This window comes from Nocardioides sp. SLBN-35 (assembly GCF_006715725.1).
In the GTDB taxonomy this organism is placed as follows: Bacteria; Actinomycetota; Actinomycetes; order Propionibacteriales; family Nocardioidaceae; genus Nocardioides.
In genome coordinates this window covers 3121223-3142258 of sequence record NZ_VFNU01000001.1, presented here as the reverse complement: position 1 = coordinate 3142258, position 21036 = coordinate 3121223, and the positions used below count along the sequence as shown (strand labels likewise).

The following is a 21036-nucleotide window of genomic DNA, read 5'->3' as shown; positions in this document are numbered from 1 at the left end:
CCGGTGAGTGCCGGAAGGCCGTGGAGCGGGTCGCGCGGCGGCTCTTGACTGGATGGAGGTCAACCGACGGAAAGGACGGACGATGGTCACGTTGAGCATCATCAAGGCCGACACCGGGGGCTGGGTGGGACACAGCGCCGTGCACGGCGAGCAGATGGAGGAGGCGCGAAGGCGCGTCGTCCGGGCCCGCGAGACGGGTCTGTTGATCGACGGCTACGTCGGCGCCTGCGGCGACGACCTGGCCCTGATCATGACCCACGACTGTGGCGTCGAGGACCAGCGCATCCATGGCTTCGCATGGGAGGTCTTCGAGGCCACCACCCAGGTCGCCAACCGGCTCGGGCTCTATGGAGCGGGTCAGGACCTGCTGAAGGACGCGTTCTCCGGGAACCTGCGGGGGATGGGCCCGGGCTATGCCGAGCTCGAGATGGACGAGCGGCGCAGCGAGCCCGTGCTGTGCTTCCTGGCGGACAAGACCGAGCCCGGCGCCTGGAACCTGCCGCTGTACAAGATGTTCGCCGACCCGTTCAACACGGCCGGCCTGGTGATCGACGCGACGATGCACGCCGGGTTCGTCTTCGAGGTCTACGACCTCTACGCCGAGAAGTACCTCGAGTTCAGCTGCCCCGACGAGATCTATGACCTGCTGATGTACATCGGCGCGCCGGCCCGCTACGTGGTCCACTCCGTACGCTCCCGGGCGACCGGAGCCGTGGCCGTGGCCACGAGCACCCAGCGACTCTCGCTGATCGCGGGCAAGTACGTCGGCAAGGACGACCCCGTGATGATCGTGCGTTGCCAGTCGGGCTTCCCGGCGGTCGGCGAGGCCGTCGAGCCGTTCGCCCAGGCCTTCAGTGTCGCGGGCTGCATGCGCGGCTCGCACCATGCCCCGCTGATGCCGGTCGGCGTCGAGGACGCCCACCCGACCCGGTTCGACGGCCCGCCACGGGTCGTCGCCCTGGGCTTCCAGCTCCACGCGGGGCAGCTCGGACCGCCCCGCGACCTGTTCGCCGACCCCAGCTTCGACCGGGCCCGCAGCACCGCCAACGAGGTGATGGACTACCTGCGGCGGCACGGACCCTTCGAGCCGCACCGGCTCCCGCTGTCGGAGCTCGAGTACACGACGATGCACGACTCGGAGGCGCGGCTGGCTGAGCGCTGGCAGCCCATCCCGGCGCCGCCGGAGCCGCGCGAGACCGTATCCGCGTCCCACTCCGAGGGGGCGGGAGCTGAGCGGCAGGGATGAGCCCGCCGGGCCCCCTCCGCGGCACTCCACACGGCGGACCTGGCTGACCCGCTGCGGACTTCTGGTCCTCACCGCGGCAGCCGTCGCTTACGTCGTGCCGAGGCTGCTGGTCGAGACTCGCCGGTCCTGGTCGTCGGCTGGTGCGGCCGTCGAGGTGCTGCTGGTGCTCGCCCTGGTCGCGGAGCTGGCGTCGTCCGGGTGCTTCAGCGCGCTCAGCCGCGTGCTGCTGCCGAGCGCCGCGCGCCCGCCGTACCCCGTGATGCTGGCCATCGACGTGACGGGGAACGGCTTCAGCCACGTCGTCCCCGGCGGCGGCGCGGCGGCGGCAGCACTCCGGTTCCGGCTCCTTGCCCGAGTCGGTGTGCCGCCGTCCGACGCCGTCGGCGCGGCGGCCCTGGAGTCGGCGATCTCCGTCCTGTGGCTGGCCGCGGCCCTCGTGATCGGCCTGGTCGCCGCAGTCCCGGCTCCGGAGACGCACCCCTTCCTCAAGACGGCGCTGGTGCTGGCCGTGGTGTCCATGACGACGTTCGGCGGCCTGGTCGCGGTGCTGGCCGTGCGTCCGGACCTGGTGGTGACGGTCACCGCGGCCATCGCCGACCGCCTGCCGCTGGTGCAGCAGGCCGGGCTCGAACGGCTGGTGCGGGCCGTGCTGCTCCAGGTGCGGCTGGTCGTGGGCAACCGCTCCCGCAGGACCCGGGCCGTGCTGTGGGGCCTGGGGAACTGGACCTGTGACGCCCTCGCCCTGTACCTGTGCGTGTGGGCGTTCGGGGACCCGCCGAGCGTCGGCGCCCTGCTGACGACCTATGCCCTGGTGTCGCTGATCGCATTGTTGCCTCTCACACCCGGTGGCCTCGGCCTTGTCGAGGGCGTCGCTGTCCCCGTGCTGTTGTCCTTCGGGACGGGCCAGGAAGCCGCCCTGCTGGGCGTCCTGGCGTGGCGCCTTTTCGCGTTCTGGCTTCCGATCCCGCTCGCCGGCGGTGCCTACCTGTGGTTGCGCCGCGGGACCGCGGGGGCACCGGCCGGCGGTCCGTCGTGAACGGACTCTTGGCCCCTGCGGCCAGGGACACTCGGCCCTGTCCGGCGGTCGGGGGCCGTCCCATGCTGGGGAGGTGCGCGGACACCTGCGACTGGGACGCCCCCTGGGGTTCCCGGTGGAGATCAGCTGGTCCACCCTGGTCGTGGTGGGCATCTTGACCTGGGCACTCGCTGACGGCGTGCTGCCGGTCGCAGCACCGGGATACGCGAGGCTGTCGTACTACCTCGCCGGACTCGTGGGCGCGCTGACCCTGATCGGATCGCTGCTCGCCCACGAGCTCGCCCACGCCGTGGCGGCCAGGCGGTCGGGAGTACAGGTGGAACGGCTGACCCTGTGGCTGTTCGGAGGTGTCGCGACGCTGCGGGGAGATCCGCGCAACCCTCGGGCGGAGCTCCGGATCGCCGCTGTGGGGCCGGTGACCAGCCTCGCGATCGCGGTCGCCATGGCCGCGGTGTGGGCCGCGCTCGGGCAGGCCGGCGCCGACGAGCTGGTCGTGTCCGTGGCCGGGTGGCTGGCCCTCACCAACGGGATGCTCGCCGTGTTCAACCTGCTGCCCGGAGCACCGCTCGACGGTGGACGGATCCTGCGTGCCGTGCTCTGGTGGCGCCGGGGTGACCGGGTCAGCGCCGCCAGCACAGCTGCAGCAGCCGGACAGGTGCTGGGCTGGTGCCTCATCGCGACCGCGACCATGGCCGTGCTGCTCGGTGATGTCGTCGACGGGCTGTGGCTCACGATGATCGGGTGGTTCGTGCTGACCGCGGCCCGCACCGAGCAGGTGGCTACCCAGGCGGAGCGAGCGCTGGGAGGCATCGTCGTCCGTGACGTGATGAGCACCGGGGTGCGTACCGGTTCGGCTGACACGACGGTGGACGAGTTCATCTCACGCTACGTCGTGAGCGGTCACCACTCGTGCTACCCGGTGGTCGAGGCCGGGGGAGCGGTCGTCGGCCTGATGACCCTCGGGTGCCTGCGAGCCGTCCCCGCCGCGGCCCGGTCGACCACCTCGGCCCGAGACGCGTGCCTGCGGATGGAGGAGATCGCCCGCTGCGGACCCGACGAGCCGTTGGTCCAAGTCCTGTCGCGGGTCACCCGGCAGTCCGGACTACGTGCGCTCGTCTTCCAGGACGGCCTGCTCGTCGGCATCGTGACGCCGTCCGACGTCGCGCGCACCCTGGAGTCGCGGGCCCTGGCGGCGACCCGATGACGGAGCCGTGGCTCTTCGTCGAGACGCCGGCCACGTTGGCGGCGACCAGCGTCACCGTCATGGAGGGCACGACCTTCTGTATCGGCGAAGGAGCGGGCGACCTCGGTGGCGTGGACCCGGGAGGCTTGTTCGTGCGCGACACCCGGGTGCTGCTGGTCTGGGATCTCGTTGTCGCCGGGCGCAGGGCGGCGCCCCTGAACGTCCACCACGAGTCGCCGTACTCCGTGGTGCACGTCGGACACCTCCGCCTCCCCTCCGCGGAGGGGGCGCAGGAGGTCTTGGTGACCCGGCACCGGGTGGTGGGCGACGGCATGCGGGAGGAGATCGGTCTCGTGAACTGCTCCGGGCGAGCGTGCCGCGTCGACCTGCGACTGCTCGTCGGGGCCGACCTGGCCGACCTGTTCGAAGTCAAGGACGGGCGCGTGCCCGGACGTCCGCTACCGACGACAGTCGAGCGTCACAACCACCTGCGGGTGGACGGGGATCGTGCGTCGGGATCCGGTGTCGTGATCGTCCCGGACGACGCGGCGGTCGCCGACGCAGGCAGCCTCTTGTGGAGCGTCGAGCTCGAGCCCCACCAGGCGTGGACCACGGATGTCGAGGTCCTGGTGAGGGTGGGCGGCGAGCTGCTGGCCGCGCTGCATCCACGTGGTCTCCCGGCGAGCGAGGCGCTGCCCTTCCAGCGGCGGGCCGACTGGTGGGCTGCCGCACCGACGCTGGAAACCCCGGACCGACGGACCCGGGAGGTGCTGCGGACCAGCGTCGAGGACCTCGGCAGCCTCCGGATCATGGACCCGGCGCATCCTGATCAGCAGGCCGTCGCGGCAGGGGCTCCGTGGTTCATGGCCCTGTTCGGACGTGACTCGCTGATCTCGTCGCTGATGCTCCTGCCGCTCGCGCCCGATCTGGCGCTGGGCACCTGCCGCGCGCTAGCCGCGCATCAGGGACGCGAACGGGTCGACGTGACGGAGGAGGAGGCCGGCCGGATCCTGCACGAGCTGCGCCTGGGCCCGGCCGGCACCTTGGCGCTCGGCGGTGGCAGCGCGTACTTCGGCAGCGTCGACGCCACGCCACTCTTCGTGATGACGATGGGCGAGATAGTGCGTTGGTGCGGGCCGGAGGCCGTGACGCCCGACCTGATGGGTGCGGTGGACCGGGCCCTGGACTGGATCGCGAGGTCCAGCGACCACGAAGGCTTCCTGTCCTACGCCCGAATGACCCCGCAGGGGCTGCGGAACCAGGGCTGGAAGGACTCGTGGGACGGCGTCAACTTCGCTGACGGTCGGCTGGCCGAGGCGCCGATAGCCCTGGCCGAGGTCCAGGGATATGTCTACGCGGCCCTGTTGGCTCGCGCCACGCTGGCGGAGGCGCTCGAGGGAGGTCGCGGCGCCGACACCTGGCGTCGTCGCGCGGACGACCTCAAGGAACGCTTCGACGAGCGGTTCTGGCTTCCGGAGCTCGGCTGGTTCGCTTCCGCGCTCGACCGTGACGAGCGACCTGTCGACGCACTGACGTCGGCACTCGGCCATCTGCTGTGGACGGGCATCGTCGACTCGTCGCGAGCCGATCGGGTGGCAGAGCTACTGCTGTCACCCGAGCTCTTCTCAGGATGGGGCGTCCGGACGCTCGCGACATCGATGGCGCGCTACGACCCGCTGAGCTACCACAACGGGTCGGTCTGGCCACACGACACCGCCATCGCTGTCTCCGGGCTGGCTCGCTACGGCTACCACGACGGGGCCGCTCAGGTGGCTGACGGTCTGCTCGACGCCTCCCTGTGCTTCGAACATCGCCTGCCGGAGCTGTTCGGCGGGTTCGCCCGCGGTACACCCACGGTCCCCGTCCCCTACCCGGCAGCGTGTGCGCCCCAGGCGTGGGCCGCCGCAGTGCCGGTGGAGCTGCTGCGTGCCCTGATCGGCCTCACGCCGGCGGACGACGGACTGGCGTGCACGCCCTTCGTCCCACACGGGTTGCTCCCTCTCCGGTTGGACGGGGTGCGCAGCCGCGGTGCGTCCTACCTGGTCGAGGTGGCGTCCGACGGGCGGCACCGGGTACGGCGTCGCACCTGAGCAGCAGGTCGCTGGTCCTACGGTCGGGGACTTCCGGCCCTGACCATCTGGTGGGCGCCGGGCGCAGGATCGCTGCACGGCCGACCGCACGAGACGAGGATCGAGGACCGGCGATGAGCACTGGAACCGACATGACGTTCGCCGACCGCGTGGATGCCGGACGCCAGCTGGCACAGCGGCTCCAGCACCTGCGTGGCCAGGACGTGGTGGTGCTGGGACTTCCCCGAGGCGGGGTGCCTGTCGCCTACGAGGTGGCGCGCGGGTTGCGAGCTCCGCTCGACGTGATCGTGGTGCGCAAGCTCGGCCTGCCCTTCCAGCCCGAGCTGGCCATGGGGGCGATCGGCGAGGGCGGCTACGAGGTACTCGACAGGGGCCTCATCGCGCGCACCGGTGTGACACCTCGGCAGGTCGAGTCCGTCCGGGCCCACGAGCGAGCCGAGCTCGAGGACCGGGTACGACGATTCCGCCGTGGAAGAGAACCCGTCGATCTGTCGGGACGCACCGCGGTCATCGTCGACGACGGAGTCGCGACCGGTGCCACGGCGGTCGTGGCCTGCCGGGCCGCGCGACACCTGGGAGCAGCGCGGGTGCTGGTCGCCGCGCCGGTGGGGCCGCGGGGGCTGCGCCGGCAGGACCTCGGCGCGGACGACGTCGTCCTGGTCCGGGCCCCCGAGCCGTTCTGGGCGGTCGGCCGGCACTACCGCGACTTCAGGCCCACCACCGACGACGAGGTCGTCGCCCTGCTCGACGCGGCGTACACCGACCGGGCGCCGACCGGGCCGAGCGGGACCGGCCACGATGCCGACGTCGAGATCCCGATGGGGGACGTCGTCCTGCATGGCCACCTGCACCTGCCGGCGCAGCCACGGGGCGTCGTGGTCTTCGCCCACGGCACCGGGAGCAGCCGGCACAGCAGCCGCAACCAGTACGTCGCCCACGTGCTGCGCGAGGCGGGCCTCGGCACGCTCCTGCTGGACCTGCTCACCCCCGAGGAGGAGCCGGACCGCGCAAACGTCTTCGACATCGCCCTGTTGGCCGGCCGGGTGGCGACCGCCGTCAGGTGGCTGCGCACGCGGCCGGATGTCGGCGTGGCCCGGATCGGCCTGTTCGGGGCGAGCACCGGCGCGGGCGCCGCTTTGTGGGCTGCGGCGGACACCGAGCTCGACATCGCCGCGGTGGTCTCCCGCGGTGGACGTCCGGACCTGGCCGGTCCGCGCCTGGGCAACGTGACGGCGCCGACCCTCCTGATCGTCGGCGGCGCGGATCCGCAGGTGCTGCGACTGAACCAGCTGGCCGCCGACCGGCTGGGTGGCGTGAGCCGGCTGCGGGTCGTGCCGCGCGCGACGCACCTGTTCGAGGAGCCCGGGACGCTGCGTGAGGTCGCGCACCTCGCTCGGGAGTGGTTCAGCCACTACCTGCTGGCCGCGACGCACCGGTCGGGGACCGGGCCGGTGGTCACCAGATGAGTACTCGCCTTGACGCCCTCGACCGGGCGGCAGCGTCCCAGGCCCAGCGCTTGGCGCGCCCTCTCGTCACCGCGGCGGACCTCGATCCACTGGTGGCGCGCCTGGGCCCGGTCCGGTACGCCTGCCTCGGTGAGGCGTCGCACGGCACCCGCGAGTTCTACCGGTGGCGGGCCGAGCTGAGTCGGCGCCTCATCGAGGAGAGGGGATTCACCTGGATCGGGGTCGAGGGGGACTGGCCCGACTGCTGGCGGGTCAACCGCTGGCTGCGCGCTCCAGAGGAGGATCGGCGCACGGCACGCGACGTGCTCGCGGACTTCGGGCGCTGGCCGACCTGGATGTGGGCCAACACCGACGTCGCCGACTTCCTCGACTGGCTCCGCGCCCTCAACCTCGCCCGGCCGCTCGACCGCCGTGTCGGCTTCTACGGCCTCGACGTCTACTCCCTGTGGGACTCACTTCGCGAGATCCACGACTGGCTCGCCGAGCACGCCCCGGACGCCCTGCCGGACGCCCGTCGTGCGTGGCAGTGCTTCGTTCCCTATCGCGAGGACCCCCATCGCTACGCATGGGCGACCCGCTTGGTGCCCACCTCCTGCGAGGACGAGGTCGTCGCCCTGCTCGCCGAGGTCCGGCGCCGGCACGGGCAGGTCGCCGAGGGGGACGAGGATGCGTTCGCCGTCGTGCAGAACGCAGAGGTGGCCGCCAACGCCGAGCTGTACTACCGCACCATGGTGCGTGGCGATCGGGCCTCCTGGAACATCAGGGACCAGCACATGGTGCTCACGGTCGAGCGGATCGCGCGCCACCTCGGGCCCGAGGCGAAGGGTCTGGTCTGGGAGCACAACACGCACATCGGCGACGCGCGAGCGACCGACATGGCTGTGTCCGGGATGGTCAACGTCGGCCAGCTCCTGCGCGAACGGCACCGCGCCGCGGATGTCGCGCTGGTGGGGTTCGCGGGCCATCGCGGCACAGTTCTCGCCGCCTCGGGGTGGGGCGAGCCGGAACGCGTCCTCCCCGTGCCGGAGGCGCGCCGGGGAAGCCACGAGGACCTCCTGCACCATGCCCTCGCCCGTCCCGCTGTGATCGCCTTCCCCGAGGATCGGACCGGTCCCTGGCTCGCCGACCGGCGCGGGCACCGCGCCATCGGCGTCGTCTACGAGCCCTCCCAGGAGAGCGGCAACTACGTTCCGACGGTCATCGGGCAGCGCTACGACGCCCTGATCTGGCTCGAGCGGACGCAGGCGCTCGTTCCGCTGCACCACGAGGCGCCCCCCGTCGAGCCCGAGCTCGAGACGGAGCCCTCAGGGTTCTGAGTCGTCGTGGCCTCATCCGTGGAGGGCGCGCAGGGCGTCGTACACCATGTAGGCCGGCCAGAACACGCCCTGGACCACGGCCCACACGTGTTCTCCGAAGCCGTTGGCGCCCTGCCAGAACCAGACCCAGGCGCCGATGATCCCGAGCCCGTACAGGGCCTGCGGAGGGCTGGGCATGCGGCTGTCGATGCGCGTGGCAGAAGTCGTGGTGTCGTCGTTGTCGTCCATGCCTCATGGAACAGAGCCTGGCCGGTGTCAGCACAGAGGCCGAAGGTCCTCCTCCGGGGGCACCACGGCCCTGGGCGCGGCGCTCGGAGCGCCCGATGCTGGCGGAGGGAGGAGGCATGATGGTGGCGGATGTTCCGGGATGGGCGGTCGCAGCTGTGCTGCCTGCCGCCGTCGCGATGGTCACGGTCCTGGGCGTGGCGGCGGGCGTGCTGGTCTATGCCGCGTACTCGGCTCGCGGCCGCGCCGTACCGGGTCCGTTGCGGTGGATGCTGCCGGCACTCAAGCTCGCCGCGTCGGCCCGGAACCACACGCTCATGGTTGCGTCGTCTCGTCGACCAGCGACGAGAGCCGGGTCCGCAGGTCGAGCATCGGGGCGATCCGGGTCGCGCACGCCAGGACGAGTGCCTCGTCCTGGTCGGTGAACGGCCTGTCGACGGAGAACCGGACCACCGACGCGCCACCCACGACGCGCTCGTAGACCAACAGGGGCACGCCCAGCACGGCCCGGATCGGGAAGCGCTGCAGGGTGGCGATGGCGAGATGTTCGGCAACGAACTCGATGACCCTCTCGACCGCCTCGGCGCACCTTCTGTCCACCCGCGGCAGCAGCCAGGCTCGCCTGGCGTCCTCCGTCGCCTCCACAGCCCCCTCCCGGGAACAAGTCAAGCCGGGCACTGGTCGTGTCCGCAAGGAAGCCGGTGAGACGGTGCAGTCCGGTCCAGCGCCCCGGAGCGTCACGGCAGCTGCACGTAGCCGTGCTCCATCTTCCACAGGAAGTACTTCTCGAACGCCAGCTTCATCAGGTGGGCCTGCGGGCCCGGGACGAGCACCCCGTGCTTGCGGGGCGGAAGCATCTTGTCCGCGAGGATCACGACGCCGTTGTTCCCGGCGTCCATGACACATACCGCCTTGATGTCGCCGAACGGCCGCTCGTCCGTGGGCGCCTCGCCGCGAACCTGGTGCGCGATGTTGCGTGCCGCGACGTGGGCCTGCTGCTCGGTCGGGAACCCGGTCTTGGGCACCCCGACGGGTACCGACGTCGTCCACGGCACCTCGACCGCGGCCGCCACGCCCACGGCGTAGACCTCGTCGTGCTTCTCGCTCTGGTACGTCGGACGCACCGGTACGAAGCCCTTGGCGTCGGCCAGGCCCGAGTCGCGCAGGAAGTCCTGCCCGAGGAAGGGGGGCACGACCATGCTGAACGAGAAGGGGAGCCGTTCCCCGTTCGCGAGGATGATCGCATCCTCCTCGGCCCGCTCGAGCGCGATCCCGACGCGGGACTCGATGCCCTGCTTCTTCAGGAACATGCCGAGGAGCTGCTCGCCGTGGGGCAGGCCGCCGATGCCGAAGTGGCCGAGGAAGGGCTCCGACGTGACGTAGGTCAGCCGGGTCCGCTTGTGCAGGCCGGCCTTCTTGAGCTGGTGGGCGGTGTTGAAGAGGAACTCATAGGCCGCGCCGAAGCATCCCGCCCCCTGCGTCGCCGCGATGACGACGTCTCCCGGCTGCTCCAGGAACCGTCGCCAGGCCGCGCCTGTCTCGATCGCCCGGTCCAGCGTGGTGATGGTGGAGGTGTTCTCCAGGCCGGGGACGACGCCCTCGTCGTTGCGGTAGCCGGTGGCGACCACGAGGTAGTCGTAGACACGGACCGCGCCGTCGTCGGTGGTGACGGTGCGTGCAGCGGGGTCGACGGCGGTGGCGGCCGCGTGCACGAACTCGATGCCCGCATGCTCCAGAGTCGGTGCCACCGGGAAGGTGATGTCCGACGGCATCCGCTTGCCGAAGGGCAGCCAGATCAGGCTCGGGGTGAACAGGAACCGGTCGCTCGCGGAGACGACCATGACGTCGACGTCCCCCGCGAGCTCGTGCTGCACGGCCAGTGCGGCGGTCAGGCCGCCGAAGTTCGATCCCAGGACGACGACTCGTGGACGCATCTCGTTCTCCTCCGCGTTGGCTGGATGGTTCGATGCCTCCATTCAGCCGCGTCCGGTCCGCCGCGGGTGGAGGCCTACGGCCCGCCCGGTCGGGCCGTAGGTCCTCCCGGGCTTCAGGAGGCGTCGGCGACGGCGTCGAGGGTGAGGTTCCGTACGGCGTCGATCAGCTGCTCGAGGCCCGCCGCAGGTAGGGCGCCGGCCTGGCGGAAGACCAGCTGACCGTCCTTGAAGGCCATCAGGGTCGGGATCGAGGTGATCTGGGCCGCCGCGGCGAGGTCGCGCTCGGCCTCGGTGTCGACCTTGGCGAAGACGACGTCGGGATGGGCGGCGGCCGCGCGCTCGAAGATGGGGGCGAACATCCGGCACGGGCCGCACCAGGATGCCCAGAAGTCCACGAGGACGATCGGGTTGTCCTGCACGGCGGTCTCGAAGGTGGCGGCGGTGAGGTCGACGGTGGTCATGGGTGGTTCCTCCCTGGGGGTGTGCGTACGACCGCCATAACCCCCCGGGGGGATATTTGATTCCCGGCCAGAAGTCCTCGGGTGACGGGACATTGCGCCCTGCGACGGACGGGCACGCAGTGCGAGCGTGGGGTCCCCACCCCTTCCAGGAGGTCTCATGTCCCCGTCCGAGGTGCTCGCGTCCGAGCTGATGTCGTGGCCGGTCGTGACCGTCGACCACTCCTGCACGCTGCAGGAGGCGATTGAGGTCCTCGGCGCCGAGGAGGTCGGCGCGCTGGTCGTCACCCGGCACGGCCGTCCGGCTGGAGTGCTGTCTGAGCGCGATGTCGTCGCCCACCTCGCACGCGCCGCCGATCCGACCCACGTCACAGCGGGGGAGGCGATGACCGACGAGGTGGTGACGGCACCGGAGACGATCACCCTCCGTGACGCCGCCCGGCTGCTGGCCACGGCCGACGTCCGGCACCTGCCGCTGACCAGGGGTGACGAGATCGTCGGGATGCTCTCGTGCCGGGACGTGGTCGATGTGCTTGCCGACGTCCGGCGTACCGGATCGGCGTGAGCAACCCATGACGCGCTGACCGCACCGACCGGAGGGCCTGATGCCGTCGGCGGTGCCGCGGACCGACGCCATGACCATCTGGCCGACTGTTCGGTCATCAGTGCGGAGCCGGACCGCCCGCCGCCCGCCAGAAGTCCTCGACTGCCGGGACGTTGCGCCCTGCGGCCGTCGAGCATGCGGTGCGAGCGTGGAGGTCTCATCCCGCACCAGGAGGTGTCATGTCCCCATCCCCATCCCCGGATGCCGCACCCCGCGGCGATCGTGACGTGCGGCGCGCCTGGTGGTGTCTCGGGCTCTTCATCCCGTCGTTCCTCGGCGCGTTCGTGACGGGTGAGGGCCTTCTGGCGGTCCTCGGCTACGACGGAGAGGAGAGCGCGCCCGTGGGTGTCGCTCTCGTGGCCGGCGTGCCGGCGATGACCGTGTTCGCGTTGCCGGCCCTGCTGATCGGGCACTTCGGGCGGCGGGCTATGCGCAACGGACACGTGCAGGGCCGTGAGCCGACCGTCGTGGCGTTCGTGATCGCGGGTGTCTTCGTCGTGGTCAACGTCTTCCAGCTCGCCCTGCTGGCGGCACTGGGCTGAGCCGGGGCGAGAGCCGGAGCGGTGAGTGCGGCGACGTCTCCTGGACCAGTTGGTCGATCGCGGCGGGCTCGGTGACGTTTCGGCGGGTCGCACTGGCGCCGGACGCTACCCCCCGGTGCAGACTCAGTCGTCCACGAGCCGGCGGCCGCTGATCTGCGTCGGGCTGACCCGGACGTACACCGGCCGGAAACCCCGCGCCCAGGGCACCGGGCGGGTCGACTCCATCGCGGGCAGGTCCTCGCTCTCGACGTACGACGAGGTGCCGCGTACCAGCACGCTCCACCCGGTCTGGTGGAAGTCGTCGAGCCGGTCGACCTGGAAGGAGACCGTCGCGTCGTTGAGCCTCAGGCACATCTGGCTGGCCGGCGAGACGCGGAACAGGACCGTCTCGCCGTCCATCCGGAAGTTGACCGGGAGCGCGACCGGCCCGTCGTCGTCGGTGTACACGATGCGGCCGACCCGGGCCAGGCCGAGGAGCTGCAGGCACTCCGAGCGCGGGATGTCGTGCAGCGTCGCCTGCTGCAGGTCCTCGTAGGCGTCCATGTCCGTCATCCCTTCGTTCAGGCCAGCAGGCGTCCGCCGTCGACCACGATCTGGGCGCCGGTGACGTAGGAGGCCAGGTCGCTGGCAAGGAAGAGGGCAGCACGGGCGATGTCGTCGGGTGCGCCCATCCGGCGCATCGGGACCTGGGCGAGGAACGCCTCGAGGACCGCCTTGGGGTCGGTCCCGGAGCCTCCTGCCGCCTGCATGGTGGCCACGCCGGGTGTGGCGATGGCGCCCGGGGCGATGGCGTTGACCCAGATGCCGTGGGGGGCGAGCTCGAGGGCGAGGTTCTTGGTGAAGCCCCAGACGCCGTGCTTGGACGCGTCGTAGTGCGCCAGGCCCACGCTCGAGGGGTGCAGTGCGTCGATGGAGGTCACGTTGATGATCCGGCCGCCGCTCTCCTGGTGGCGCATCCGCAGCGCGGCCTCCCGTGAGCACAGGTAGACGCCGCGCAGGTTGGTGCGGATCACCCGGTCGAAGTCGTCGGGCGTCATGTCGAGCACCGGCACACTGGGGAAGATCCCGGCGTCGTTGACCAGGATGTCGACCCGGCCGCGCCAGCCGATGGTGTCAGCGACGAGGCGGTGGACGTCGTCGGCGTCACCGACGTCGGCGTACATCGCCATCGCGGAGCGACCGTGCTCGACGAGCTCCTTGGCGGTCGTCTCCGCGGCCTCGAGGTCGGCGTCAGCGACGACGACGGAGGCCCCGGCCTCGGCCAGCCGCTCGACGATGCCCCGCCCGATGCCCATGGCACCGCCAGTGACGATCGCCGTGCGCCCGGTCAGGCTGATGAGGTCGGTGATGCTGGGTGAGCTGATGCTCATGGCTGGTCCTCTCGTTGTCCGTGCGACACGACCAGCCTGTGCGAGGGTGACGGTGGCGGACAGGGTCCAAAGACCCGTCGAGCCCCGGCCTCTTGGCTCACTCGGCGGAGGAGGACGTGACCTGGTCGCCCCAGGCGGCACGGGCACCGGAGTCGCCCACGCGGTAGACCTGTACGCCGGCGGCCAGCGCGGCCACGACGGCACCGGCGGCCAGGACCCGCGCCGCGTTGCGGGCTCCGGGACCACGGCGGTCGACCCAGACGAGTCCGGCCACCAGCAGCAGCAACGGGAGGGCGAACCAGATCAGCTGGTCACCCAGCTGGGCGTGGGAGCCCGGGTCACCGACGTGCTTCTCCAGCGCCTCGCCGCTCGAGGTCGCCACCGGAACGAGCGCCGTCGCGACAAGGGCGACACCCAGCACCAGGAGGCCGTAGCGCTGGCGCCACGCGGGCCGGGCCACGATCGCCAGGGTGCCGAGGATCGCCAACGGCAACAGGACGACGACCGCGTGGACGACGAGGGGGTGGAGGGGAAGGCCGTTGACCAGGTCGAACATGCGGACTCTCCGTCAGCTGGGGAACGAGGCGGTGCGATCCTTTCGCCCCGGCCGTCATGGCCACCCCAAGAGAACCTCAAATCCACGTCAAGGACCGCCAACGGCGACGTGCTCCCGCGTACGGTTCACCCCATGGCGCGGGTCTTGCTGGTGGAGGACGACGAGGCCATTCGCGCCGGGCTGGTCCGCGGACTGCGCGCGCTCGGGCACGCGGTGACGAGCGTCGCGACCGGCGGCGCCGCGATGACCGAGCTCAGCTCGGGGCCGCCGGACGTCGTCGTCCTCGACCTCGGCCTGCCCGACGTGGACGGTGCCCGGGTGCTCGAGGTCAGTCTCGCCCTCAAGGCGGCACCGGTCATCGTCGCGACCGCACGCGACGACGAGGCCGAGGTCGTCCGGCTCCTCAACGCCGGAGCGGACGACTACCTGGTGAAGCCGTTCTCGGCCGCGCAGATGGACGCACGCATCCGCGCCGTGCTCCGGCGCACCCGCCCGGCCCCCGATCAGGAGCCCGAGCTGCGCGTCGGTGACCTCGTCCTGGACCCGGTGGGGCGAGAGGTGACGCTCGATGGTCGCGCGCTGGAGCTCACCCGCAAGGAGTTCGACCTCCTGCAGGCGTTGATGCAACGGCCCGGTGAGGTCGTGAGCAGGCGTCAGCTGCTCGCCGACGTGTGGCAGCAGCCGTGGGGCGGCGCGGACCGGACCGTCGACGTGCATCTCTCGTGGCTGCGGCGCAAGCTCGGCGAGTCGGCGGCACAGCCTCGCTACCTGGTGAGCGTGCGTGGTGTCGGCGTCAAGATCGTGGAGCCGGAGGCGTGAGGGTCACCTTGCGCAGCAGGGTGATCGCGCTGGCCGTCGGTACGGCGACGCTCGTCATCGTGCTCGCCGGCATTCCTCTCGCCCTCATGCTGCGCAGCGATGCTCGTGCGAGCACGGACCAGGAGGCGACCTACGCCGCGCAGGGAACTGCCGACTACCTCAGCGCACGCACCGCCGACGAGTCCGTTCTCGAGGCCTACCTGACCCGGCTGAACCGCCGTGAGGGCACCTCGGTCTCGGTCCGCCTGCCCGACGGGACCGTGATCGGTGCCCCGCGCGACCTCAGCGCCATTCCTCGCAACGCGGTCGCGGGCAGCGGCGACCGCGACAGCGACGACCTGGGTGTCGTCTCGGTGCCACGGATCGTCTCGGCCGGCGGACGCCGGTTCGTCGTCGTGGACTGCCGCACCAGCACCGGGGAGGCACAGGTCGTGGCGCTGGTCTCGAGTGAGCGGGTCGCGGAGCGCACCCGCAACCGCTACCTGGTCGCCGGCGCGACGGCATCGCTGTTGCTGGGGCTGGCCTGGCTGGCGGCCGAGGTGACCGGACGCAGGATCGTGCGGCCGTTGCGTCGCACGGCGGAGACGGCGATCGCGCTGGGCTCGGGAGACCTCACAGCGCGCGCGCCGACCGGCGGGCCGGCCGAGGTCGCCCGGGTGGCCACGGAGCTCAACGCGCTCGCGGACCGGATCGACGAGCTCCTGACCGGTGAGCGCGAGGCGGCGGCCGACCTGTCGCACCGGCTGCGCACCCCACTGACCGCGGTGCGGTTGAGCGTCGAGGGTCTGCCGGCCGGCCCGGCGCGTGACGAGCTCGAGGCCGCCGTCGGCGGCCTGGAGCGGAGCCTGACCCACCTCATCCGGGCGGCCAGGAGCGGGGTTCGCGGGGGAGTCCATCTGCGTTGCGACGCCGCCGCGGTGGTCGCGGAGCGGACAGCCTTCTGGGCACCACTGACCGAGGACCAGGGCCGCATGACGCAGATCGAGCTGGCCGCCGGGCCGGTCTGGGCGAAGGCCGGCGCCGACGACCTCGCCGCGGCGGTCGACGCCCTGATCGAGAACGTCGTCGCCCACACTCCCGAGGGCACCGCCTTCAGCGTGCGGCTCGACGAGACCTCGGAAGGGGTGGTGCTCGAGATCGTCGACGACGGCCCCGGCATCGCGGTGTCGGCCCTCGACCGCGGGACGGCAGGTGGCGGGTCGACCGGGCTCGGACTCGACATCGCGCGGAGGGCCGCCGAGTCCGGCGGTGGGCGGCTCGAGGTCGTCGAGCTCGGGGGCCGCCACGGCATCCGGCTGGTGCTCCGACCGGCGGAGGCGCCGCTCGCCTGACGCGACGCCTCGCGCTGGGTCAGCGCAGGACCGGGAACCGGCGTACGACGGGCAGCTGCGCCCAGCTGTGGCCCAGGCCCCAGGTGGCCCCGGCGCCGGCCAGGCCGAGCACGACCATGCTGACCGCGCCGAGCAGGTGCTCGTCGAGGACCGGGTTGTTGGCCGGGGGCAGCACGACGCTCCACATCAGGACGTACATCACGAAGCCGGCGAGGGTTCCCAGGCGCATCCCGATGCCGAAGGTCAGCGCGATGCCGATGCCGAGCAGGCCGAGCATGAAGGCCCAGTCTGCGAACGCGGTGCCGGCGAGGCTGTTCCAGAAGCCCTGGAACGGGCCGTCGGCGGCGAAGCCGAGGAAGCCCTGGGTCGGACTGCCGCCGTGGATCCAGGCATCCGGCCCGAAGCGGTCGACGGTGCCATCCTGCGCCGCGCCGGTGGCGTACCCCAGCGCGAGCAGCTTGTCGGCGAAGGCCCACAGGAAGGTCAGGCCGAAGCCGATGCGGAGCACCGCCAGGGCCCGGCGGGCGGCGGTGTCGGCCACCGCTGCCTCCTCGTCGTGCCCGACGGTGTGGTCGACGAGGTGGTGGAGGTGGGTGGTGAAGGTGGTCATGGGTGATCAGCTCCTCGATCGTTGGTACGTCGAGTCGACCAGCGGACGGGGGTGCTCTGGCAGAGACCGAGGTCGCCCGTCCGCAGGTCGAAGGTCCCCCGACCGCTCGTCGGGGGGACCCCTGTCGCAGCCTGCTCGAAGCCCCTACCTTGTGGGGGCAGCCCGAGCTGCGCCGAGCACTGGGCGATCTGGCCCGAGGACAGGAGCTGGTGACCACCGTGGTGCGATTCACGGACATCGTCGACTGGTACGAGGGCCGCCTCGACCCGGCCGCCGCGGACGAGGTCCAGCGCGCGATCGACGCCGGGGACGAGCGGACCTGGAGCGCCGTGCGCTGGCTGCAGAGGTTCAACGCCGCCTCGGCCTCGCTCCAGCTCTCCGCGCCGCCGCCGATCGTGCGCCAGAACCTCCGCCAGGCGTTCCGCGACTGGGCCGCGATCCGCCCGGTCGACAGCAGCGCGCCGCGAAGCGTCGTCGCCGCGCTGATCTTCGACAGCCGGCAGGGCCCGACGCGGACCGGTACCCGCTCCGGCGCCGGTGACGACGGGACCGTCCACCTCGCGTTCGGCAGCGACGACGTCGACGTGATGCTCGACGTGACCCCGCTCGGCGAGCACCGGGTCCGGATCGAGGGACAGGTGCTGCCGGTCGATGCCGACACCTCGCCGGTGTTCCGGGCCTCGGTGGTCGCCGGCGGCGAGACCTTCCGGACGGTGGAGGGCGACCGGCTGGGCCGGTTCGCCTTCGACTCGGTCCCCGACGACGTCTGCGAGGTGGTCGCCGAGAACCGCGACCTGCGGGTGAGCGTCAGGCTCGAACACCTGCCCTGACCTGCTGAGAAGTCCTTCCGACGATTTCCGAGGGCAGCGGATCTTTTCGCGCGCCTCCGCGCACTGGTGCATCGAGGGCTGCGACAGGCGCAGTCCCGAGGCGAGGCACGAGGTGACTGGTGGGCGCTGCGCAGATCCGGTGGGGCGGGTCCGACATCCTGGGTGAGGTTGCTGCCGAGGCGACCCACGGGCTGCGGGACGCGCTGCACGCCGCCGTGCTGCCGCTGGGGCTGCCCGGGAGCGGTCCGGTGCGCGAGCGGCGCGAGATCCTGCTGCACCAGATCGACGACTATCTGCTCCCGCGCTTGGCCGAGCCCGATCGGCCGCTCCTGATCGTCGTCGGCGGACCCACCGGCGTGGGCAAGTCCACGATCGTCAACACGCTGGTCGGCCAGCGGGTCACCCAGTCCGGGCTGATCCGCCCCACGACGCGCTCGCCCGTCCTGATCCACCACCCCGCCGACAGCGCGTGGTTCGCGCGCGACGGCATCCTCACCGCGTTCGACCGCGTCGACCACACCACCGACGACCCGCAGGTCCTCCAGCTCGTGCCGACGACGGCCGTGCCCCGGGGGACCGCGCTCCTCGACGCGCCCGACTTCGACTCCATCGACGATGCCAACCGGCGCCTCGCCACCCGCCTGCTCGCTGCCGCCGACATGTGGCTCTTCGTGACCTCGGCCAACCGCTATGCCGACCAGGTGCCGTGGCACCAGCTCGACGTCGCCCGCCAGCGCGACACCCCGCTGATGGTGGTCCTCAACAGGATCCAGACCGAGGACCTCGAGGTCGTCTCCACCGACCTGGTGCGCCAGCTGAACCGGCGGGGGATCGGACGCGGCAAGGTCGTCGTCGTCGAGCACGGGCAGGTCAGCGACGGACTGCTGCAGACCACACAGGTCGACGCCATCCGCGGGGCGATCGAGGACCTCTCCGCCGCCCCCTCGATCCGTCGCGAGATCGCCGCTCAGTGCGTGGCCGGTGCCCTCCGCGAGGCGGGCAAGGTCGCCGACGAGGTGGCGGCCGCGGCCGGCGATCAGGTGCAGGCGGTGGGCGAGCTGCTCCGCATCGCCGACACGACCTACGACACCGCCCAGGCACGGTTGGCCCGCGCCGCCGGGGACGGCTCCGTGCTGCGCGGCGCCCTCCTGGCCCGCTGGCACGAGCTGGTCGGCACCGACGCGCAGCTCACCACGGCCGAGCTGATGCAGCGGGTCCGTGACCGTGGCGCGGCGCTCGCCCCCGGCCAGCGGCGCGAGCAGCTCGACGCCATCGAGCTCGCCCTCGACCTGGCGCTGGAGGCGCTCGTGCTCGAGCACGCCGAGCAGGCTGCCGCCGCGACGAGCGACGCGTTGCGCACCACGCCGTACGGCGCCGCGCTGCTCGACTGGTCCGACGACGACCTCGCCCGCCCCGGACGGACTCTCGCCGCCCGGTGCCGCTCAGCCGTCGCCGCTTGGCGTCGGGAGCTGGGTGCGGGCGCGGCCGGGGTCGACGAGTCCGGCACCGCCGCGCGGCTGCTGTCGCTCGCCCTCGCGGTCGGAGCGCTGACGGGGCCGGGGGCGGTCGCCAACGCACGGCACAGCCTGGACGCGATGCTGCGCGACCTGCTCGCGCTCGAGCGCGACCGCTACCTGCAGCCGGTCATGACCTGGGGGCTCACCCCCGACGCCCCGCACCGCGTCCGTGGAGCGCGGCGGGCGATCGATCACGTCGTCGGAGGTCCGGCGGAGAGGAAGGTGCCGGCATGACCGGTGGACTCGGGGCCGTGTTCCGGGACGCGCCCGCGTCGTTGGTGCGCAGGCAGTCGTCGCTCGAGCGCCGTATCGACGGCCTGCGCACCGCGGTGAAGGAGGCGCGCGGACGCGTCGACGACACGGTGCTCGACGACATCGAGGCGACGACCGCCCGCGCCGACGGCCGGCTCAGCCTGTCGGGCCGGCACACCGTGGTCGCGATCGCCGGAGCGACCGGCTCGGGCAAGTCGACGACCTTCAACGCGCTGGCCGGCGTCCCGCTGTCCGAGTCGAGCGCCCAGCGCCCCACGACCGCGGTGGCCAAGGCCCTGGTCTGGGGCGAGCCCGACGACGAGACCCGCGACCTGCTCGCGTGGCTCGGCGTCCCCGCCGCGAACCAGTTCTACCGATCGACGCTGCCCGACGCCCCGCCCCGCGGCACCCTCCCGGACGGGCTGATCCTCCTCGACCTGCCCGACCACGACTCCGTCGAGACGGCCCACCACCGCGAGGCGGAGCGGGTCGTCCAGCTGGCCGACGCGATGATCTGGGTCGTCGACCCGCAGAAGTACGCCGACGCGGCCATCCACCAGCGCTTCCTACGTCCCCTCGCGGGCCACCGGGCCGTGACCATGGTCGTGATGAACCAGGTCGACACGGTCGCCGAGGAGGAGCGGCCGGGCCTGCTGCGCGACCTGCGCAAGGTGTTGGTCGGCGACGGGATGCGCGACCCGCGCGTGCTCGGGATCAGCGCCCGCCGCGGTCTCGGCGTCGACGACCTGCGCGCCGCCGTCCGTCGCCGGGTCGAGGACAACAGGCACGCCGAGGAGCGGATGGCGGCCGACATCACGGCCGCCGCGACGACTCTCGCCCGCGCAGCCGGCGACGGGCCGCGCTCGGTGCCCGATGTGTGGGTCGACGACCTGGTCCGCCGGGTCGCCGACGCGGGCGGCGTCCCGGGAGCGGCCTCCCGTGTCGAGCGCGCCGAGCGCCGCGTCCGGACCGAGGTCCGGGTGGGCCCGGTCGACGGTGCCGCCGTGAGCGCGGCGGTTCGCTCCTTCGCCGACCAGGCCACGCGCGACCTCACCGACGTCTGGGGGGCGCCGGTGCGGTCGGCGGCGACCGGGCGGTTGCCGCTGCTCATCGAACGGCTCGACGCCGAGCTCGGGGCGCTCCGCCCCGGACCTGGTACGCCGGCCGGCCGGGGCGCCCTGGTCGCGGCCGCTGCGGCCGGGCTCGTCGCCCTCGTCGGCGCAGGCGTCCTCGCGACGTCCGGCCGGGCGCTGGCGGCCCTCGCGCTGGCGGTGCTGGCCGTCCTGCTCGGGGCCGGTGGTGGGGCCGCGGTCCGGGCCGCGGTCCGGCGGTCCGCGGCCGAGGACGGCAGGGCCCTCGCCGACGAGTGCGAGCGCGTGATCGGTCGGGTCGTGGGCGCCCAGGTCGTCGACCCGGTGCAGGCCGAGCTGTCGTCGTACCACCGCTTCCGGTCCGGCCTGGACGCCGCCGATGTGACGCGCGCGACACGCTGAGCGGCGATTCCGGACCAGACGTATCAGGTCTGAGAACGCCGATGGGCAACACCGTGACCGGGGCCTTCGAGAGCGCGTTTGATGCATGTCGGAGTGGGGGCTCGCGGCCCTGGTTCCGGGCACGACCACCGGCGATCGACGTGTGACCCACGCTACGA

General features: G+C 72.3%; 21 protein-coding genes. 13 read left to right on the top strand and 8 right to left on the bottom strand.

Going from position 1 to position 21036, the window contains the following annotated elements; genetic code table 11:
- Positions 1–82: 82 nt before the first annotated feature.
- From fbp to FBY23_RS15235, 6 genes are all read left to right on the top strand, one after another.
- The gene (gene fbp, locus FBY23_RS15260) at positions 83–1246 is read left to right on the top strand and encodes a fructose-1,6-bisphosphate aldolase/phosphatase (RefSeq protein WP_141798920.1); all 1164 of its coding nucleotides are present in this window, start codon (positions 83–85) and stop codon (positions 1244–1246) included.
- A complete protein-coding gene (locus tag FBY23_RS15255; protein WP_141798919.1) occupies positions 1152–2282 on the top strand; it encodes a YbhN family protein in 1131 nt (376 codons plus the stop codon). Before fbp ends, FBY23_RS15255 begins: the two co-directional genes overlap by 95 nt.
- 115 nt (positions 2283–2397) lie before the next feature.
- On the top strand, positions 2398–3486 hold the full coding sequence (locus FBY23_RS15250; RefSeq protein ID WP_141798918.1) for a site-2 protease family protein: 1089 nt from the start codon (positions 2398–2400) through the stop codon (positions 3484–3486).
- A complete protein-coding gene (locus FBY23_RS15245; protein WP_141798917.1) occupies positions 3483–5555 on the top strand; it encodes a glycogen debranching N-terminal domain-containing protein in 2073 nt (690 codons plus the stop codon). Before FBY23_RS15250 ends, FBY23_RS15245 begins: the two co-directional genes overlap by 4 nt.
- A gap of 113 nt (positions 5556–5668) precedes the next feature.
- A complete protein-coding gene (locus FBY23_RS15240; protein ID WP_260805980.1) occupies positions 5669–7021 on the top strand; it encodes a phosphoribosyltransferase in 1353 nt (450 codons plus the stop codon).
- The gene (locus FBY23_RS15235) at positions 7018–8337 is read left to right on the top strand and encodes an erythromycin esterase family protein (protein ID WP_141798916.1); all 1320 of its coding nucleotides are present in this window, start codon (positions 7018–7020) and stop codon (positions 8335–8337) included. The genes FBY23_RS15240 and FBY23_RS15235 overlap by 4 nt, the downstream gene beginning before the upstream one ends.
- Positions 8338–8349: 12 nt before the next feature.
- Here FBY23_RS15235 and FBY23_RS15230 read toward each other — a convergent pair whose 3' ends face one another.
- The 4 genes from FBY23_RS15230 to trxA all read right to left on the bottom strand — a co-directional run bounded on the left by FBY23_RS15230 (position 8350) and on the right by trxA (position 10957).
- Complete coding sequence (locus FBY23_RS15230; protein WP_141798915.1) at positions 8350–8565, bottom strand: hypothetical protein; 216 nt, start codon at positions 8563–8565, stop codon at positions 8350–8352.
- A gap of 312 nt (positions 8566–8877) precedes the next feature.
- A complete protein-coding gene (locus tag FBY23_RS25985) occupies positions 8878–9207 on the bottom strand; it encodes a GAF domain-containing protein (RefSeq protein ID WP_160158257.1) in 330 nt (109 codons plus the stop codon).
- 92 nt (positions 9208–9299) lie between these two features.
- Entirely contained in the window at positions 9300–10496 is a 1197-nt protein-coding gene (locus tag FBY23_RS15220; protein ID WP_160158256.1) for an NAD(P)/FAD-dependent oxidoreductase, read from the bottom strand.
- Between the two features lie 113 nt (positions 10497–10609).
- Complete coding sequence (gene trxA, locus FBY23_RS15215; RefSeq protein WP_141798912.1) at positions 10610–10957, bottom strand: thioredoxin; 348 nt, start codon at positions 10955–10957, stop codon at positions 10610–10612.
- Between the two features lie 157 nt (positions 10958–11114).
- On the opposite strand from trxA, the gene FBY23_RS15210 reads away from it, so the two are divergent.
- Together FBY23_RS15210 and FBY23_RS15205 are read left to right on the top strand one after the other, a co-directional pair.
- A complete protein-coding gene (locus FBY23_RS15210; RefSeq protein WP_141798911.1) occupies positions 11115–11519 on the top strand; it encodes a cyclic nucleotide-binding/CBS domain-containing protein in 405 nt (134 codons plus the stop codon).
- A 218-nt stretch (positions 11520–11737) separates the two neighbouring features.
- Positions 11738–12100 carry a hypothetical protein gene (locus FBY23_RS15205; RefSeq protein WP_141798910.1) on the top strand — a complete coding sequence of 121 codons (363 nt, stop codon included), beginning with the start codon at positions 11738–11740 and terminating at the stop codon, positions 12098–12100.
- A gap of 123 nt (positions 12101–12223) precedes the next feature.
- Here FBY23_RS15205 and FBY23_RS15200 read toward each other — a convergent pair whose 3' ends face one another.
- From FBY23_RS15200 to FBY23_RS15190, 3 genes are all read right to left on the bottom strand, one after another.
- On the bottom strand, positions 12224–12643 hold the full coding sequence (locus tag FBY23_RS15200) for a pyridoxamine 5'-phosphate oxidase family protein (protein WP_160158255.1): 420 nt from the start codon (positions 12641–12643) through the stop codon (positions 12224–12226).
- A 17-nt stretch (positions 12644–12660) separates the two neighbouring features.
- Positions 12661–13470 (bottom strand): SDR family NAD(P)-dependent oxidoreductase, encoded by an 810-nt coding sequence (locus tag FBY23_RS15195; protein ID WP_141798908.1) that lies wholly within the window; start codon positions 13468–13470, stop codon positions 12661–12663.
- A gap of 97 nt (positions 13471–13567) precedes the next feature.
- The gene (locus FBY23_RS15190) at positions 13568–14026 is read right to left on the bottom strand and encodes a DUF2231 domain-containing protein (protein ID WP_141798907.1); all 459 of its coding nucleotides are present in this window, start codon (positions 14024–14026) and stop codon (positions 13568–13570) included.
- A gap of 132 nt (positions 14027–14158) precedes the next feature.
- On the opposite strand from FBY23_RS15190, the gene FBY23_RS15185 reads away from it, so the two are divergent.
- Both FBY23_RS15185 and FBY23_RS15180 read left to right on the top strand, forming a co-directional pair.
- Positions 14159–14845 carry a response regulator transcription factor gene (locus tag FBY23_RS15185; RefSeq protein WP_141798906.1) on the top strand — a complete coding sequence of 229 codons (687 nt, stop codon included), beginning with the start codon at positions 14159–14161 and terminating at the stop codon, positions 14843–14845.
- Positions 14842–16176, top strand: a complete 1335-nt coding sequence (locus tag FBY23_RS15180) for a HAMP domain-containing sensor histidine kinase (protein WP_141798905.1) — start codon at positions 14842–14844, stop codon at positions 16174–16176. Before FBY23_RS15185 ends, FBY23_RS15180 begins: the two co-directional genes overlap by 4 nt.
- Positions 16177–16195: 19 nt before the next feature.
- On the opposite strand, the gene FBY23_RS15175 is transcribed toward FBY23_RS15180, so the two are convergent.
- Entirely contained in the window at positions 16196–16786 is a 591-nt protein-coding gene (locus FBY23_RS15175) for a hypothetical protein (protein ID WP_222117836.1), read from the bottom strand.
- A gap of 209 nt (positions 16787–16995) precedes the next feature.
- Between FBY23_RS15175 and FBY23_RS15170 the strand changes: the two genes are divergently transcribed.
- From FBY23_RS15170 to FBY23_RS15160, 3 genes are all read left to right on the top strand, one after another.
- Entirely contained in the window at positions 16996–17616 is a 621-nt protein-coding gene (locus FBY23_RS15170; protein ID WP_141798904.1) for a hypothetical protein, read from the top strand.
- Between the two features lie 119 nt (positions 17617–17735).
- On the top strand, positions 17736–19367 hold the full coding sequence (locus FBY23_RS15165) for a GTPase domain-containing protein (protein WP_141798903.1): 1632 nt from the start codon (positions 17736–17738) through the stop codon (positions 19365–19367).
- Positions 19364–20878, top strand: coding sequence for a GTPase (locus FBY23_RS15160; RefSeq protein ID WP_141798902.1), 1515 nt, complete (start codon positions 19364–19366; stop codon positions 20876–20878). The genes FBY23_RS15165 and FBY23_RS15160 overlap by 4 nt, the downstream gene beginning before the upstream one ends.
- Positions 20879–21036 lie beyond the last annotated feature (158 nt).